General features: G+C 61.2%; 12 protein-coding genes. 10 read left to right on the forward strand and 2 right to left on the reverse strand.

Going from position 1 to position 12936, the window contains the following annotated elements; genetic code table 11:
• The first annotated feature begins 37 nt into the window (after positions 1-37).
• The 8 genes from DBAC_RS15510 to DBAC_RS15545 all read left to right on the forward strand — a co-directional run bounded on the left by DBAC_RS15510 (position 38) and on the right by DBAC_RS15545 (position 8303).
• Positions 38-1210 carry a homocysteine biosynthesis protein gene (locus DBAC_RS15510; RefSeq protein WP_015775262.1) on the forward strand — a complete coding sequence of 391 codons (1173 nt, stop codon included), beginning with the start codon at positions 38-40 and terminating at the stop codon, positions 1208-1210.
• 3 nt (positions 1211-1213) lie between these two features.
• Positions 1214-2323 carry a DUF362 domain-containing protein gene (locus DBAC_RS15515; RefSeq protein WP_015775263.1) on the forward strand — a complete coding sequence of 370 codons (1110 nt, stop codon included), beginning with the start codon at positions 1214-1216 and terminating at the stop codon, positions 2321-2323.
• Positions 2324-2563: 240 nt separating this feature from the next.
• Complete coding sequence (locus DBAC_RS15520; protein ID WP_015775265.1) at positions 2564-2815, forward strand: FmdB family zinc ribbon protein; 252 nt, start codon at positions 2564-2566, stop codon at positions 2813-2815.
• Positions 2816-2894: 79 nt separating this feature from the next.
• A complete protein-coding gene (gene purB, locus DBAC_RS15525; protein ID WP_015775266.1) occupies positions 2895-4205 on the forward strand; it encodes an adenylosuccinate lyase in 1311 nt (436 codons plus the stop codon).
• Complete coding sequence (gene pyrE / locus DBAC_RS15530) at positions 4198-4761, forward strand: orotate phosphoribosyltransferase (protein WP_015775267.1); 564 nt, start codon at positions 4198-4200, stop codon at positions 4759-4761. Before purB ends, pyrE begins: the two co-directional genes overlap by 8 nt.
• 28 nt (positions 4762-4789) lie before the next feature.
• Entirely contained in the window at positions 4790-6019 is a 1230-nt protein-coding gene (locus DBAC_RS18115) for a L,D-transpeptidase family protein (protein ID WP_015775268.1), read from the forward strand.
• Entirely contained in the window at positions 6016-6789 is a 774-nt protein-coding gene (locus tag DBAC_RS15540; protein WP_015775269.1) for a sugar phosphate isomerase/epimerase family protein, read from the forward strand. Before DBAC_RS18115 ends, DBAC_RS15540 begins: the two co-directional genes overlap by 4 nt.
• 119 nt (positions 6790-6908) lie before the next feature.
• Positions 6909-8303, forward strand: a complete 1395-nt coding sequence (locus DBAC_RS15545; protein ID WP_015775270.1) for a Fic family protein — start codon at positions 6909-6911, stop codon at positions 8301-8303.
• Between the two features lie 52 nt (positions 8304-8355).
• Here DBAC_RS15545 and DBAC_RS15550 read toward each other — a convergent pair whose 3' ends face one another.
• Entirely contained in the window at positions 8356-9912 is a 1557-nt protein-coding gene (locus DBAC_RS15550; RefSeq protein ID WP_015775271.1) for an ArnT family glycosyltransferase, read from the reverse strand.
• Positions 9909-10829 carry an RluA family pseudouridine synthase gene (locus DBAC_RS15555; RefSeq protein WP_015775272.1) on the reverse strand — a complete coding sequence of 307 codons (921 nt, stop codon included), beginning with the start codon at positions 10827-10829 and terminating at the stop codon, positions 9909-9911. The genes DBAC_RS15550 and DBAC_RS15555 overlap by 4 nt, the downstream gene beginning before the upstream one ends.
• A gap of 76 nt (positions 10830-10905) precedes the next feature.
• On the opposite strand from DBAC_RS15555, the gene DBAC_RS15560 reads away from it, so the two are divergent.
• Together DBAC_RS15560 and DBAC_RS15565 are read left to right on the forward strand one after the other, a co-directional pair.
• On the forward strand, positions 10906-12150 hold the full coding sequence (locus DBAC_RS15560) for an NOL1/NOP2/SUN domain family protein (protein WP_015775273.1): 1245 nt from the start codon (positions 10906-10908) through the stop codon (positions 12148-12150).
• An 18-nt stretch (positions 12151-12168) separates the two neighbouring features.
• Positions 12169-12930 carry a class I fructose-bisphosphate aldolase gene (locus DBAC_RS15565; protein WP_015775274.1) on the forward strand — a complete coding sequence of 254 codons (762 nt, stop codon included), beginning with the start codon at positions 12169-12171 and terminating at the stop codon, positions 12928-12930.
• Positions 12931-12936: the final 6 nt, after the last annotated feature.

Genomic DNA, 12936 nt, shown 5'->3' on the forward strand with positions numbered 1-12936 from the left:
CCGGCTGCGGCCCGATAACATATTTTGGAGGACATGCATGAGCGCACCATTTGAAGTCCACAGAACCATCGCCGAAATCAATGAAAAAATCCGACAAGGAAAAGCGGTCGTCCTCAACGCCAGCGAAATGACCAGTTTAGTTCGCAAGGAAGGCAAGGTCAAGGCCGCCAGACAAGTCGACGTCGTCACCACCGGCACTTTCTCGCCCATGTGCTCCTCTGGCCTGCTTTTCAATATCGGCCAGCAGCCCCCGACCATCAAGACATCCAAGGTCTGGCTCAACGGAGTGCCCTGCTACGCGGGGCTTGCCGCAGTGGATTCCTATCTCGGCGTCACCGAGCCGACGGAAGAAGATCCTCTGAACAAGGTCTATCCCGGCCAGTTCAAATACGGCGGCGGCCATGTCATCGAGGATCTGGTCAAAGGCAAGCGCGTGCATTTGAAGGCCGAGGCCTACGGCACGGACTGCTACCCGCGCAAGGCCATCGAAAAAAACGTTTCCCTGACCGAGCTGCGCAACGCCATTCTCTTCAATCCGCGCAACTGCTATCAAAATTACAACTGCGCCATAAACCGCACGGACAAGCTGAAATATACCTACATGGGCCCGCTCAAGTCGAATATCGGCAACGCCAACTATGCCACGGCCGGCGAGCTGAGCCCACTCCTGAACGATCCGTATTTTAAAACCATCGGCCTGGGTACCCGCATCTTCCTGGGCGGAGGGATCGGCTACGTCATCGGCGAAGGAACCCAGCATGTCCCCGACCCCCAGCGCAACGAACGCGGCGTGCCCATGAGCGCCTCGGGCACCCTCATGGTCAAGGGCGATCTCAAAGGCATGAGCGCCCGCTATCTGCGCGGAGTCAGCATCGTCGGTTACGGCTGCTCCCTGGCCGTGGGCCTGGGCATCCCCATTCCCATTTTAAACGAGGAGATGGCCTGGTTCACCGGGGTGGCCGATGAGGACATTCAGGTGCCTGTGGTGGACTACGGCGAGGACTACCCGAACGGATACCCATCCAAATACGGACACGTCAGCTTCTCCGACCTGAAGAAGGGCGTCATCACCGTGGAAGGCAAAGACGTGCCGACCACGCCCCTGACCAGCTACACCCTCTCTTTGGAAGTAGCGGAAGAGCTCAAGCGCTGGATCCAGGAAGGCAGATTCCTGCTGACCGAAGCCCAGGAACCCATTCCGGCGAGGTGAGCCGTGGCCGAACCCGTTTATTTCTGGAACCTGCGCGCCTCCCGCAAGGCTCCGTATGAAGCCAAGATCAAGCGCCTGCTCAAGCTGACCGGACTTGGCGCGGAGCTTCGCTCCGGCGATCTGGCCGCGGTCAAGCTCCATTTCGGCGAGGGCGGAGGCACGGGCCATGTACGACCCCTGCAGCTCGCGCCCCTTTTGGCCTTTATCCGCAAATGCGGAGCCAAGCCGTTCCTGACCGACACCAACACGCTCTATGTGGGTCAGCGCGGAGAGTCGGTTTCCCACTCCCTGCAGGCCGCCGCCCACGGCTACGACCCCAACGTCCTCGGTGCCCCGGTCATCATCGCCGACGGGCTCAAAAGCGGCAACGAGCGGGCCATTTCCTGTCCGGGCAGACACTTCGAGTTCGCTTATCTGGGCGGAGACATCGTCGATGCGGACATGATGGTCACGGTCAGCCATTTCAAGGGGCACGACCTGGCCGGATTCGGCGGGGCCATCAAGAACGTGGGCATGGGCTGCGCCACCCGCAAGGGCAAGATGCAGCAGCACTGCGGGCTGGGACCTGCCATCCACCCCGAGCACTGCACCGGATGCGGGCACTGCGTGGAGGTCTGCAGCCACGGCGCCCTCACCCTGGACCTGAACAGCAAAATCAGCATCGACCGCGACAAATGCGCAGGCTGCGCGGCCTGCTTTCTGGTCTGCCGCTCGGGCGGACTGGAAGTGGACTGGCGGGTGGACGTGAACACCTTCCTTGAGCGCATGGCCGAATATGCGGCGGCCACGCTTTTGACACGATCACGACGGACCTTACATTTAAGTTTCATCCAGCAGGTCAGCCCCGGATGCGATTGCACGGGTTTTTCCGATGCGCCCATCTGCCCGGACCTGGGGCTTCTGGCCTCCTGGAACCCGGTGGCCCTGGACCAGGCCTGTCTGGACATGGTCAATCAGGCCCAGCCCCTGCACCCAAGCGCCCTCCCTGCGGACATACTGCCTGGGCAGGACAAATTCGAGGCCATCCACGGGCATGTGCGGGGCGACTACCTGCTGGAGTATGCCGCACGCATCGGGCTCGGCTCGCGGGAATATTCGCTTCAGCCCGTCTAGGGCAGGCCTTTTGACGCACATTGCCACTGGACAAAGGGTGTGGCACTATTATAAGTGCCCTTTCTTTGAATCAGCTTACAATTTTATCCCATTGGAGGAATACATAATGGCTCAGAAGAAAATCGAACGCAAAAAAGAGATTGATCGTCGCCGCAAACGTCGTGCCGAGCGCATCAAGGAACGCATCAAAGAAGCCAAGGCCGCTGCCAAAAAGTAGGCCCTGTTTTCAGGGAGAGAACTATGCCCATTTATGAATACTGCTGCGAAGACTGCCGTCAGATCTTCGAAGAATGGCAGAAGGATTTCAAGGACAGGGAAAAAGTCTGTCCGGTCTGCGGGGGCACGTCCCAGAGGCTTATCTCCAATACCTCCTTTGTTTTAAAAGGAGGCGGCTGGTACGCGTCCGGCTACAGCAAGGACTCCGGCGGCAACGGTAAGAAAAAGGACACCTCGTCCACTCCGGCCCCGGACACAACCTCTTCGGCGTCCTGACCAAGGCAGCTCCGGCTGCCTTTTTCATTTTCTGCCGCGAGGCGCCCGCGGCCCCAAACATCAACCCACCCGCACCACCATGATCGATCGTTATACCCGCAAGGAAATGGGCGAGATCTGGACCCTGGAACACAAATTCAGGGTCTGGCTCGAAGTTGAGCTGGCCATCTGTGAAGGCTGGCACGCCATGGGCGTCATCCCCGCCGCAGACATGGCCCCCATCAGAGAAAAGGCCGATTTCGAATTGGACCGGATTCTCGAACTCGAGGAAACCACCAAGCACGACGTCATCGCCTTCCTGACCGCCGTGGAGGAAAAGGTCGGCCCCTCGGCCAGATACATCCACCTCGGCTGCACGTCCTCGGACATCGTCGACACGGCCAACGCCGTGCTGCTGACCAGGGCTGGAAAAATCATCCTGGCCGATCTGGACAGGCTGCTCGGCACCCTCGAAACCATGGCCAAGACCTACCAGGGCAGGCTGTGCATGGGCCGCACCCACGGCATCCATGCCGAGCCGACCAGCTTCGGTCTCAAAATGGCCGTGTTCCACGCCGAGTTCCAGCGCCACCGGCAGCGCTGGGTCGACGCCCTGGAGAACATCCGCTTCGGCAAGATTTCCGGCGCGGTGGGCACCTACGCGCAGCTCGAGCCCGAGCTTGAGGAACGCGCCCTGACCATTCTCGGCCTTGAGGTGGACCCCATCTCGACCCAGGTCATCCAGCGCGACCGCTACGCCCAGTATTTCACCACCCTGGCGCTCATCGCCGGCGGCATCGAGCGTATCTGCGTGGAGCTTCGGCACCTGCAGCGCACCGAAGTGCTGGAGGTGGAAGAAGGTTTCGGCAAGGGCCAGAAGGGCTCCTCGGCCATGCCGCACAAGAAGAACCCCATTTCGGCCGAGAACCTGACGGGCCTGTCCCGCCTGGTCCGCACCAACGCCGTGGCCGCCATGGAAAACATGGCCCTGTGGCACGAACGCGACATCAGCCACTCGTCCGTCGAGCGCGTCATCATGCCCGATTCGACCATCATGGTGAACTACATGCTGAACCGCCTGAACGGGCTGCTTGCAAACCTGCGCATCATCCCCGAGAACATGGAGCGCAACCTGATGGGCTCCTACGGCCTCTTCTTCTCCCAGCGCGTGCTCATCGCCCTGGTGGAAGCGGGGTTGGACCGGCAGAAGGCCTACGTCATGGTCCAGGCCGTGGCCATGGACTGCTGGCGGGATCGGACCTCCTTTGAAGCCGCAGTACGAGGAGACGCGGGCATCACCGCCCATCTCTCCCCGGCCCGCCTGGATCAGGCTTTTGATCTGAACTACTATCTGCGACACGAACAGACCGTGTTCAACCGCGTTTTTTCGCAGGGGAAGAAAAATGATTGATCTGAAGAGGCGTCTGGCCCGTCTGCTCATCGAGAAGTCCTACCTCGAAGGCGACTTCACCCTGACTTCGGGCAAGAAGAGCGACTACTATTTCGACTGCAAGCACACGGCCCTGCATCCCGAAGGGGCCTGGCTCATCGGCAAGCTTTTTCTGGACATGATCCGCGCCAAGGGCGGGGTCAAGGGCGTAGGCGGCATGACGCTCGGCGCCGACCCGCTGGTATCAAGCGTGACGGTGGTCTCCCATTTGGAGGGCTACCCCCTGCCCGGGTTCATCATCCGCAAGCAGTCCAAGGGGCACGGCACCAACCAGTATCTGGAGGGGCTGAAGAACTTCGAACCGGGGCAGAGCGTCTGCCTGCTCGAAGACGTGATCACCACCGGCGGCACACTGCTCACGGCAGTTGAGCGCGTGCGCGACCAGGGCCTCAGTATCGCCTGTATCATGGGCGTGCTCGACCGCGAACAGGGCGGCCGGGAGAATCTGGAAAAAGCCGGATTCGACCTGCAGACCATCTTCACCCGCAAAGAACTGCTCGAAACCGCCAAAAGCTAGGGAGGCTCCGGCCTCCCGTTCCACCACCATGGACACCCGCACCTTCATCCTCATCGCGGCGTTCCTGTCACTCCTGTTTGCCGCCCCGGCCCGGCCCCAGAGCTGGACCGCCTCCCTTGCCCCGCATCCAAAGGCGCCGCCGCTGTTCATGGCCGTGGACATGGCCCGGCAACGCGCCTTTGTGGTCCGCAACAAGGATGGGGAACTCAAAAAAATGAAAGACATGTCCTGCACGACAGGCATGCACGGCGGCGGCAAGCTCCTCGAAGGCGACCGCAAGACCCCTGAAGGCGTCTATTTCCTGCAGGGCAAGGCTACGGGAGGGCTCGATTTCGACAGCTTCGGCAACACGGCCTTTCCGCTTAATTACCCCAATCCAGTGGACCGCATCCAGGGCAAGACCGGCAACGGGATCATGATCCACGGCCGTGGGCGCAGCTTCGGACCGCGCCAGACCCTTGGCTGCGTTGTCCTTGAAAACGACGACGTGGACACGCTGGACCGGCATGTGCGCATCCACGCCACTCCGGTGGTCATCGCGGAATCGGTGAGTTTGACCGGCAAGGCAGGGCCGCCACCGGAGATCGTTCTCGGCACCTGGGGCTGGATCAAGGCCCGGGAGCGGCGCGAGAATGCTTTTTTCGAGATCTACGATCCCGCGCGCTTTGAAAAATCGACGGGTATGAGCTTTGCCCGTTTCCGGCAGAAAATCCTGCAGGAATTCGCCACCTCCCGGTGGATCGACCTCCGCATAGAGGACCTGCAGGTCGTGCAGGGGCCGGACTACATGGTCTCGGTCTTTGCCGAGCGCACCCTGCCGCATGGGGAACAGGGCTGGCGCAGACTGTACTGGATGCGTCAGGTCGAGCTCTGGAAGATCGTGGGCGAGGAGTGGATTCCGCAGAATCTGGGCGGCAGCGTGGACTACGCCCAGCTGGTCGGCAAGGAGATTCGTGAGCGGTTGCAGGAATGCGCCCAGGCTTGGGACAAGGGTGACCTCAAAACCCTCCTGCGGGCCTACGACCGGACCGGTAGGCGCAATGACGCGCAAGGCCGCGAAGCCGTCGCCGCATCGCTTGAACGCGACATGGCGGCCAAAAAGAAAAATCCCTACAGCGCCGAATCCATGGTGCGGGTCACCAAACACGGCGTCGAGGCCAAACTCAAGGCGGACGGACACTCCCGGACCATCCTCTTTCTGCCCGGGGCCTTTAACACCTGGCTCATCGTTAGCGACGAGGCGGCGAAGCAGCCATGACCTTCACCAACCTGCCCCTGCGCTACATCGAAGAGCACCCTCGTTATCTTGACCTCTTTCTGACCCGCAAGGTGAACCCCGAGCTTGGCCTTGACGCCCTGGCCCTCGATACGTTTTCGGCCGAATGGCACAGGAGGACCGCCCGCATTTTTCATGACGCGGGCCTGACCTGCGCCGTGCACCTGCCCTTTTTCGACCTGCGCCCGGGAAGCCTCGACCCCATGATCCTGAAAGCGAGCAGGGAACGCCTGCAGCAAGCCGTGGACACGGCCCAGGTCTACGCCCCGGCCCACTTCATCGCCCACCTGGACTACAACAGAGTCATCTATTCCCATTTTCAGGACGCATGGCTTGAAAATTCCCTGCGCACCTGGGAGCTTGTGCTGGATCAAACGGCAGATGCGCCGCTTTACCTTGAAAACGTGTTTGAACTGAGCCCGGACCATCATGTGCGCGTGCTGCAAGGACTTGGAGGCAAGGCCGGAGCCTGCCTGGACGTGGGGCACTGGCACTGTTTCGCCGCAGGCCGCAAGCGGGGGAATCTAATGCAGTGGCTCGCGGCCCTGTCCCCCTTCCCCCTGCACCTGCATCTGCACGACAACGATGGCGACTCCGACGCCCACCTTGGCCTGGGTCAGGGCTTGATCCCCTGGGACCAGCTCTGGACAGGCCTTGCGGGCCGGAAGGTTTCGGCCACCTTCGAACCGCACACAAAGGACGCCTTCCTGGCCACCCGGAACTACCTACGCGACCACGACCTGAAGCTCTAATCAGCGCGCGTCGCAGAGATAATCGCGACATAAATCACGACACGCGCCTTGCAAATCGCGACAAATCGTGACACATCCATGTCGTGATTTGTCATCATTTGTCACGGTAAGGCCCGCGCATGCATATTTCCGCCCAGAGACATGAAGAAATCCGGCAGCTTCTGCTCCAATATCCTGACGGACTAACCAGCACCGCCATCAGCGCGGCGCTGCGAAATCCGCCGCATCAACGCACGGTGCAACGCTGGCTGTCCGAACTCGTGGCCATCGGAGCCGTGGCCGTTTCCGGTCGCGCTAGAGCCACCGTCTATCAGCTGACCGCCCTGTTCGGCCCCCAGCCAACGCTGCTAGCGGAGCCGTCAGCATTGTTTGACGCCACAGACGGCATTCCCCTGTCAGAACAAGGTAGAGAAATTTGTGCCTATGTCCGACGCCCACGGACAGGCCGAACGCCTATTGGTTATGATCGAAACTTCCTGGACGACTACGTTCCAAGCCTGAGCTGGTATTTGAGCGAGGCCACGAGAAGGCATTTGCGGGCTATCGGCGAGACGGACGCGTTCGGCCGACCGGCCGGCACGCACGGCCGGGCTATTTTGAACCGACTTCTGATTGACTTGTCCTGGGCCTCCAGCCGTCTGGAAGGCAACACCTACTCCCGGCTTGATACGAAAGAGCTGATCGAATTCGGTCGCCATGCGGAAGGCAAAGATGCCCAGGACGCCCAGATGATCCTGAACCACAAGGCGGCCATCGAATTGTTGCTCGATGAAGCCGATGCCGTGGGTTTTGACGCGCAGACCGTGCTCAGCCTGCACGGCCTCCTTTCAGAGAACCTGATGCCTGATCCGGATGCATCGGGGCGTTTGCGGTTCAGGCCCGTGCAGATCAGCGGGTCAGTCTTCATTCCCCTGGCCATGCCGCAGGTTATCGAAGAATGTTTTCACAGCATTCTGAACAAGGCGGCGGCCATTACCGACCCATTCGAACAGGCGTTTTTCGTGTTGGTCCAGCTTCCGTGCCTCCAACCTTTCGAAGATGTGAACAAGCGCGTCTCACGGCTTGGCGCGAATATTCCGCTGCTCAAAAACAATCTCTCGCCGCTGACATTCATCGATGTTCCGGACCGGACCTATGTCGATGCGATCCTGGGCGTGTACGAAATGAACCGCATCGAATTGCTGCGGGACCTCTTTGTCTGGGCATACGAACGCTCGGCCAAGGAATACGTGGCCGTGCGCAAGAGCCTGGCCGACCCGGACCCTTTGCGTCTGCGTTACAGGCAGGAATTGAGGGAGATTGTCGCTGATATCGTGCGCTCCAGACGACAGGATGTGCTAGAGGCCATGGAGCGGTTTGCGCATGAACGGATTAAAGCCCGGGACCGGGAAGCCTTTGTCGAAATGGTTCAGGACGAATTAAAGCGCCTTCACCCGGGAACGCTGGCCAGATATCGACTCCGGCTTTCCGAATTCGAAGCGTGGCGGGAGGCAAGAAAAGCTCTCATGAGCTGAAGAATGCGTCGTGCATGGAAAAGAGCGTGGCGGGCATGAGAGCCCCGCCACGTCAAAAAGAGCCGCCTTCCTGCTCCGGCCACGCGCCCTTGTAGCCCCGACACAGGAAGATGGTGAAGGTCTGGCCGGTGCGTTTGCCGTGCGCCGTGGTCACGACCCTGGGTTCATCCACGCTCTCGAACAGGGGGAGCACCCTGTCTGAAACCTTGTCCTTTTGACCCCTGTAGACAAAGACCGCATTTTGCATCCCGCTGTCCGGACCGGGCCACAGATCGTACTGGTTCATCTTGCGCCCCCCGGCCAGACAGAACGCCCTTTTCTGGCCCGGAACGTAAAAACCCAGCTCCGCCGTAACTCCGTATTCACTGCCAAAAACAAAGACTGTGTCCTCCCCGCCCAGCTCATCCCTGGCCTTGGCCACCTGCGCGCCCAAGTCCTGCCAGCCCATGAGCCGGTGCACCGGATTCTTGGGGCTGTCGAAGGGGATGAACCCTTGCAGATGCAAGAGGATGAAGACGACAGCGCCCAGGGCGGGCCAGGCGAAGCGCCATTTGGGACGCGGGTCGCGGTGCGTGAAACGCTCCACGGCCAGGGCCGCGAGCATGATTCCGGCCGGATAGGCAGTGGCCGACCAGTTGGCTTCGACCTTGGTGTGCAGGCTCCAGAACAGGAAAAAGAGCCACACGGGCCAGAAAAAGACGGTCAGAATGATGCCCACGGACCGGGAGAGCCAGGGAAAGGTGGGTTCTTCGCTGCGTTTCAAAAGCTGACGGCCGACCAGCCAGGCGCCGATAAACAGGAACACGAACCACCACGGGGTGACCACGCCAAGCTGGCTGCCCAGATATTCTGGAAAGTTCTTCAGTTCGAAAAAGACCTTGGCCTTGTCCCCGGCCATGGCCCCGCGATACAGGACGTGCTTGATCCCGACCCAGCCGTTGGTGACGTTCCAGATCAGAATGGGCAACATGCCGGCCAGGCCCCCGATGCCCAGGGTTTTCAGGAGCCGGGGCCAGAAAAGCGCGGGCATTTCCTGTTTGCGCCCGATCCAGAACGCGGCCGCCAGCGCCAGAGGAATGAACAGCACCATGGTATATTTGGCCGTGATCCCGAGCGTGAGAAACAGCCCGAGCATGATGAACGCCGCAAGGTGACCCTTGTCCACGGTTACGCTAAGGCAGATCATGCCCAGGAGCCAGCAGACCAGGAGCGGGTTGTCCGTGGTCATAAGGAGGCCCCCGGCCATGAAGAGCATGGTCGTGTTCAGGACGACGAGGGTCCAGAAGGCGGTGCGGATGCGTTTCAGATAAATGCCGATCCAACCCAGCACGGCCACCTGCATGATCATCGCCCCGACCATGGCCCCGGCGCGCACCCCGAGCTCCGTGGCCCCTAGAAAGACCGTGCCGACATAATTGATGAACGCGATAAGCGGCCCCTTGGAATAATAGGACCACTGCAGGGTCCGGCTCCAGTCCCAGTATTGGGCCTCGTCGGGCGCGAGGTTGAGTTGCCCCGTGACCACGAACCAGTATCTGGCCAGGGTCGCGGCCGTGATCAAAAGAAGACTCAAAGCCCAATACAGGGCGGATTCGTGGCGATCGGTCATATGGTTCCCTCCTTGGCGGGAGCTGCGGCGAGAATATTCTTGATGTCCTGCGCATGACCGGGGTCGATGCGAAACTCGTCCTGCCAGGGCGGCAGGACAAAAAATGAGTGTCCGGGCCAGGAAAGGGCGGCCGCATGCAGAAGAAGCCCTCCGCCCTGGCCATAGCGGGGGTCGCCGACAATGGCGTGACCGCAATCGGCCAGATGAACCCGGATCTGATGGGTGCGCCCCGTGCCGAGCACGACCAGCAGCAGGCTTTTCCCAGCCGTCACAAGCACTGGATGAACATGGGACACGGCCCGCTTACCCTGCCCGGAGACCACCTGCTCACCGCTTCCGGTTTGGGCCTTGGCCAGCTCCGAAACAACCGTCCGCCAGCCGGCCGCTGCCCATGCCCCTTCCACCCAGCACAGATAGCCCTTGGTCAGCGTGGGCCATGACGCGTGCATCGCACGCAGAAAATCATGGGTCTTGGCGCAGAGCAGAAGCCCGGACGTGTCGCGGTCCAGGCGATGCACAGGGATGGGCACGAAGGCCTGCCCCGCAAAGCAGGCCTTCAGCCGATCGTGCACGGAGTCGGTCCAGCCCGTGCCGCCATGAACGGGCAATCCGGCGAGCTTGTCGATCACGAGCATCTCGTCGTTCTCGAACACTCCCCGCAGCCCCGGCAGATCGCGCAGGCTCTTTTCCTTGCGTTGCACGGTGACGGGCGGAACGCGCACTGTCTGTCCCGTCAACACGCGATCGAAGGGCTTGCAGCGGCGGCCGTCGATGCGCACCTGTCCTGTACGCACCAGACGCATGAACAGGCCCGTCGGAAGCGTCCCCAGCCGGGCCTCCAGAAAGGAGACGAGCTTGCGGCCGTTTTCCTCGCGCCCGACCTCCACCAACTGAACCGACGTCCTTTCCGACTGCATGGACCCTCCGCTTTGACAGGCCCTTTCTTGATGGCTACAGGGGCTCTTGTCAAATAAGCCTTTAAACCACCCCTCTATGAAAAATACCACTCGCTCTTTCAGGCTGGTGTGCGCAAAGGACCAGATCCAGGATGTGGAAGCCCTGCTCCAGGCCGAAGGCTTTCGTTTCGAGCCGCAGCCCTGTTACGACCTGGCGCGAACCCTGACCGCCGAGCCCATGCCGCTCGGGCGAAGCATCGCGGCCAAGTTCGGCTACATTTACATTCAGGATAAATCCTCCATGCTGCCGCCCCTGGCCCTGGCCCCCGCGTCCGGCGACCGGGTGCTGGACTTCTGCGCCAGCCCGGGCAGCAAGACCGGCATCCTTTCCAGCCTGGTCGGGCCCTCCGGGCTGGTGCTGGCCAACGAGCCAAGCCCGGACCGCCTGGCCACCCTGCGCGTGAACATGCGCCATCTCGGCTGCTACAACGTGGCCACCTGCAAATATGAAGGCCAGTCCCTGCCTCTTCAAGACGACTCGTGGCCGCACATCCTTCTTGACGCGCCCTGCAGCGGCTGGGGCACGGTGGACAAGAACCCCAAGGCCGCCCAGATGTGGGCCGGGGAAAAAACAGCGCCGCTGGAAACCCTGCAGCGGGAACTTTTGACCAAGGCCGCAGGGCTTCTTGCCCCGGGAGGGCGACTCCTTTATTCGACCTGCACCACAAATGTGCGCGAAAACGAGGATCAGGTCCGTTTTGCCATGGAGCACCTGGGTCTTGTGCCTGAGCCCTTGACGGAATTTCCCGGCTTCAAGTTCGCCCCGTCCCTGCCCGGATGCCTGCTGGTGGACGGAGAAGGCAGCCTTGCGCAGGGATTTTTCCTGGCCGCGCTGGGCAAGCCGGGTCAGCAGGAAAAGAGCCTGCGCGCGCCGAAAGCCGAATTGCCCGGCGAGCTTGTTTCACGCGAAGAATTTTCAGCCCGCACCGGACTGGACACGGGCTGGCTCCCGGAGCACTGTTTTTTGCGCGTGGGCGGCCGCATCTATCTTATTTTGGAACAGGCGGCAAAGCTTCCGGCGGAGCTCCGCTGGCAAGGCTATGCCGTAGGTAAAAGCGCCGGGGATTCCATCCTGGCCGATGCCACGCTGCGCATGTTTGTTCCGCCACGGCCGGACGAAAAAAGCCTGGTTCTCGAGCAGGTGAACACGATCCGCGAACTTCTGTCCGGGCAGAGCCTGTCCTGGTCCGGACCGGGAAAACGCCTCGCATTCTATTTTAATGGACTACCCTTGGGTTTTTTGACGATCAAGGGCAATCGTTGCCTGTGGTCGGATCGATAACATAAACAGGAGAGCATCATGATCGGATACCTGCGCAAGGCGGCCCGCCTCTTTCATCCGGGATCCAAACGAACCATCATCCTGCCGCTGGATCATGGACTTTCCGAAGGGAACATCCCCGGTTTGGAAGATCTGGGAAGTCTGCTTCGCGGGGTGCAGCACCTGCCCACCCAGGGCGTGATCCTGCACAAGGGCATGGTCATGGCCCACGCCAATGAGATTCGCCTGGACCAGTCCCTCATCGTGCATCTCTCCGCCGGCACCCGCCACGGCCTACCCTCGTACAACAAGGCCCTGGTCTGCTCCGTGCAGGAAGCCTTGCGCCTTGGCGCGGACATGGTCTCCATGCACATCAACATCGGCAACGACCTTGAAGACCGCATGCTCTCGGATCTCGGCGCCTGCGTGGAAGAGGCGCACCAGCTGGGCCTGCCGCTCCTGGCCATGATCTACGCCCGCGGCGGACAGATCGTGAACGAGAACGACCCGTCCCTGGTGGCGCACAGTATCCGTATCGGCGCGGAGCTTGGCGCGGACGTGGTCAAGGTGCCCTATTGCGGCAACAACCAGAGCTTCGCCCGGGCCATCGCGTCCTGCCCCGTGCCCGTGGTCATGAGCGGAGGACCGCGCAGCGGCGATTTCAAATCCTTCCTGCGCTCGGTACGCGAAACCCTGGATGCCGGAGTGGCCGGGATGTGCATCGGACGCAACGTCTTCCAGCAGGAAAACCCTGCCAAGGCCCTGGAAGAAATCTGCAACCTGGTGCATGGGAAGGGATAAAACCGG

The organism is Desulfomicrobium baculatum DSM 4028 (assembly GCF_000023225.1).
In the GTDB taxonomy this organism is placed as follows: Bacteria; Desulfobacterota; Desulfovibrionia; order Desulfovibrionales; family Desulfomicrobiaceae; genus Desulfomicrobium; species Desulfomicrobium baculatum.

Coding starts and splice junctions, on each gene's coding strand:
- DBAC_RS15510 (WP_015775262.1), top strand. CDS start 38: ATGAGCGCACCATTTGAAGTCCACAGAACCATCGCCGAAATCAATGAA.
- pyrE (WP_015775267.1), top strand. CDS start 4,198: ATGATTGATCTGAAGAGGCGTCTGGCCCGTCTGCTCATCGAGAAGTCC.
- DBAC_RS15555 (WP_015775272.1), bottom strand. CDS start 10,829: ATGCAGTCGGAAAGGACGTCGGTTCAGTTGGTGGAGGTCGGGCGCGAG.
- DBAC_RS15550 (WP_015775271.1), bottom strand. CDS start 9,912: ATGACCGATCGCCACGAATCCGCCCTGTATTGGGCTTTGAGTCTTCTT.
- DBAC_RS15540 (WP_015775269.1), top strand. CDS start 6,016: ATGACCTTCACCAACCTGCCCCTGCGCTACATCGAAGAGCACCCTCGT.
- DBAC_RS15565 (WP_015775274.1), top strand. CDS start 12,169: ATGATCGGATACCTGCGCAAGGCGGCCCGCCTCTTTCATCCGGGATCC.
- DBAC_RS18115 (WP_015775268.1), top strand. CDS start 4,790: ATGGACACCCGCACCTTCATCCTCATCGCGGCGTTCCTGTCACTCCTG.
- DBAC_RS15520 (WP_015775265.1), top strand. CDS start 2,564: ATGCCCATTTATGAATACTGCTGCGAAGACTGCCGTCAGATCTTCGAA.
- purB (WP_015775266.1), top strand. CDS start 2,895: ATGATCGATCGTTATACCCGCAAGGAAATGGGCGAGATCTGGACCCTG.
- DBAC_RS15545 (WP_015775270.1), top strand. CDS start 6,909: ATGCATATTTCCGCCCAGAGACATGAAGAAATCCGGCAGCTTCTGCTC.
- DBAC_RS15560 (WP_015775273.1), top strand. CDS start 10,906: ATGAAAAATACCACTCGCTCTTTCAGGCTGGTGTGCGCAAAGGACCAG.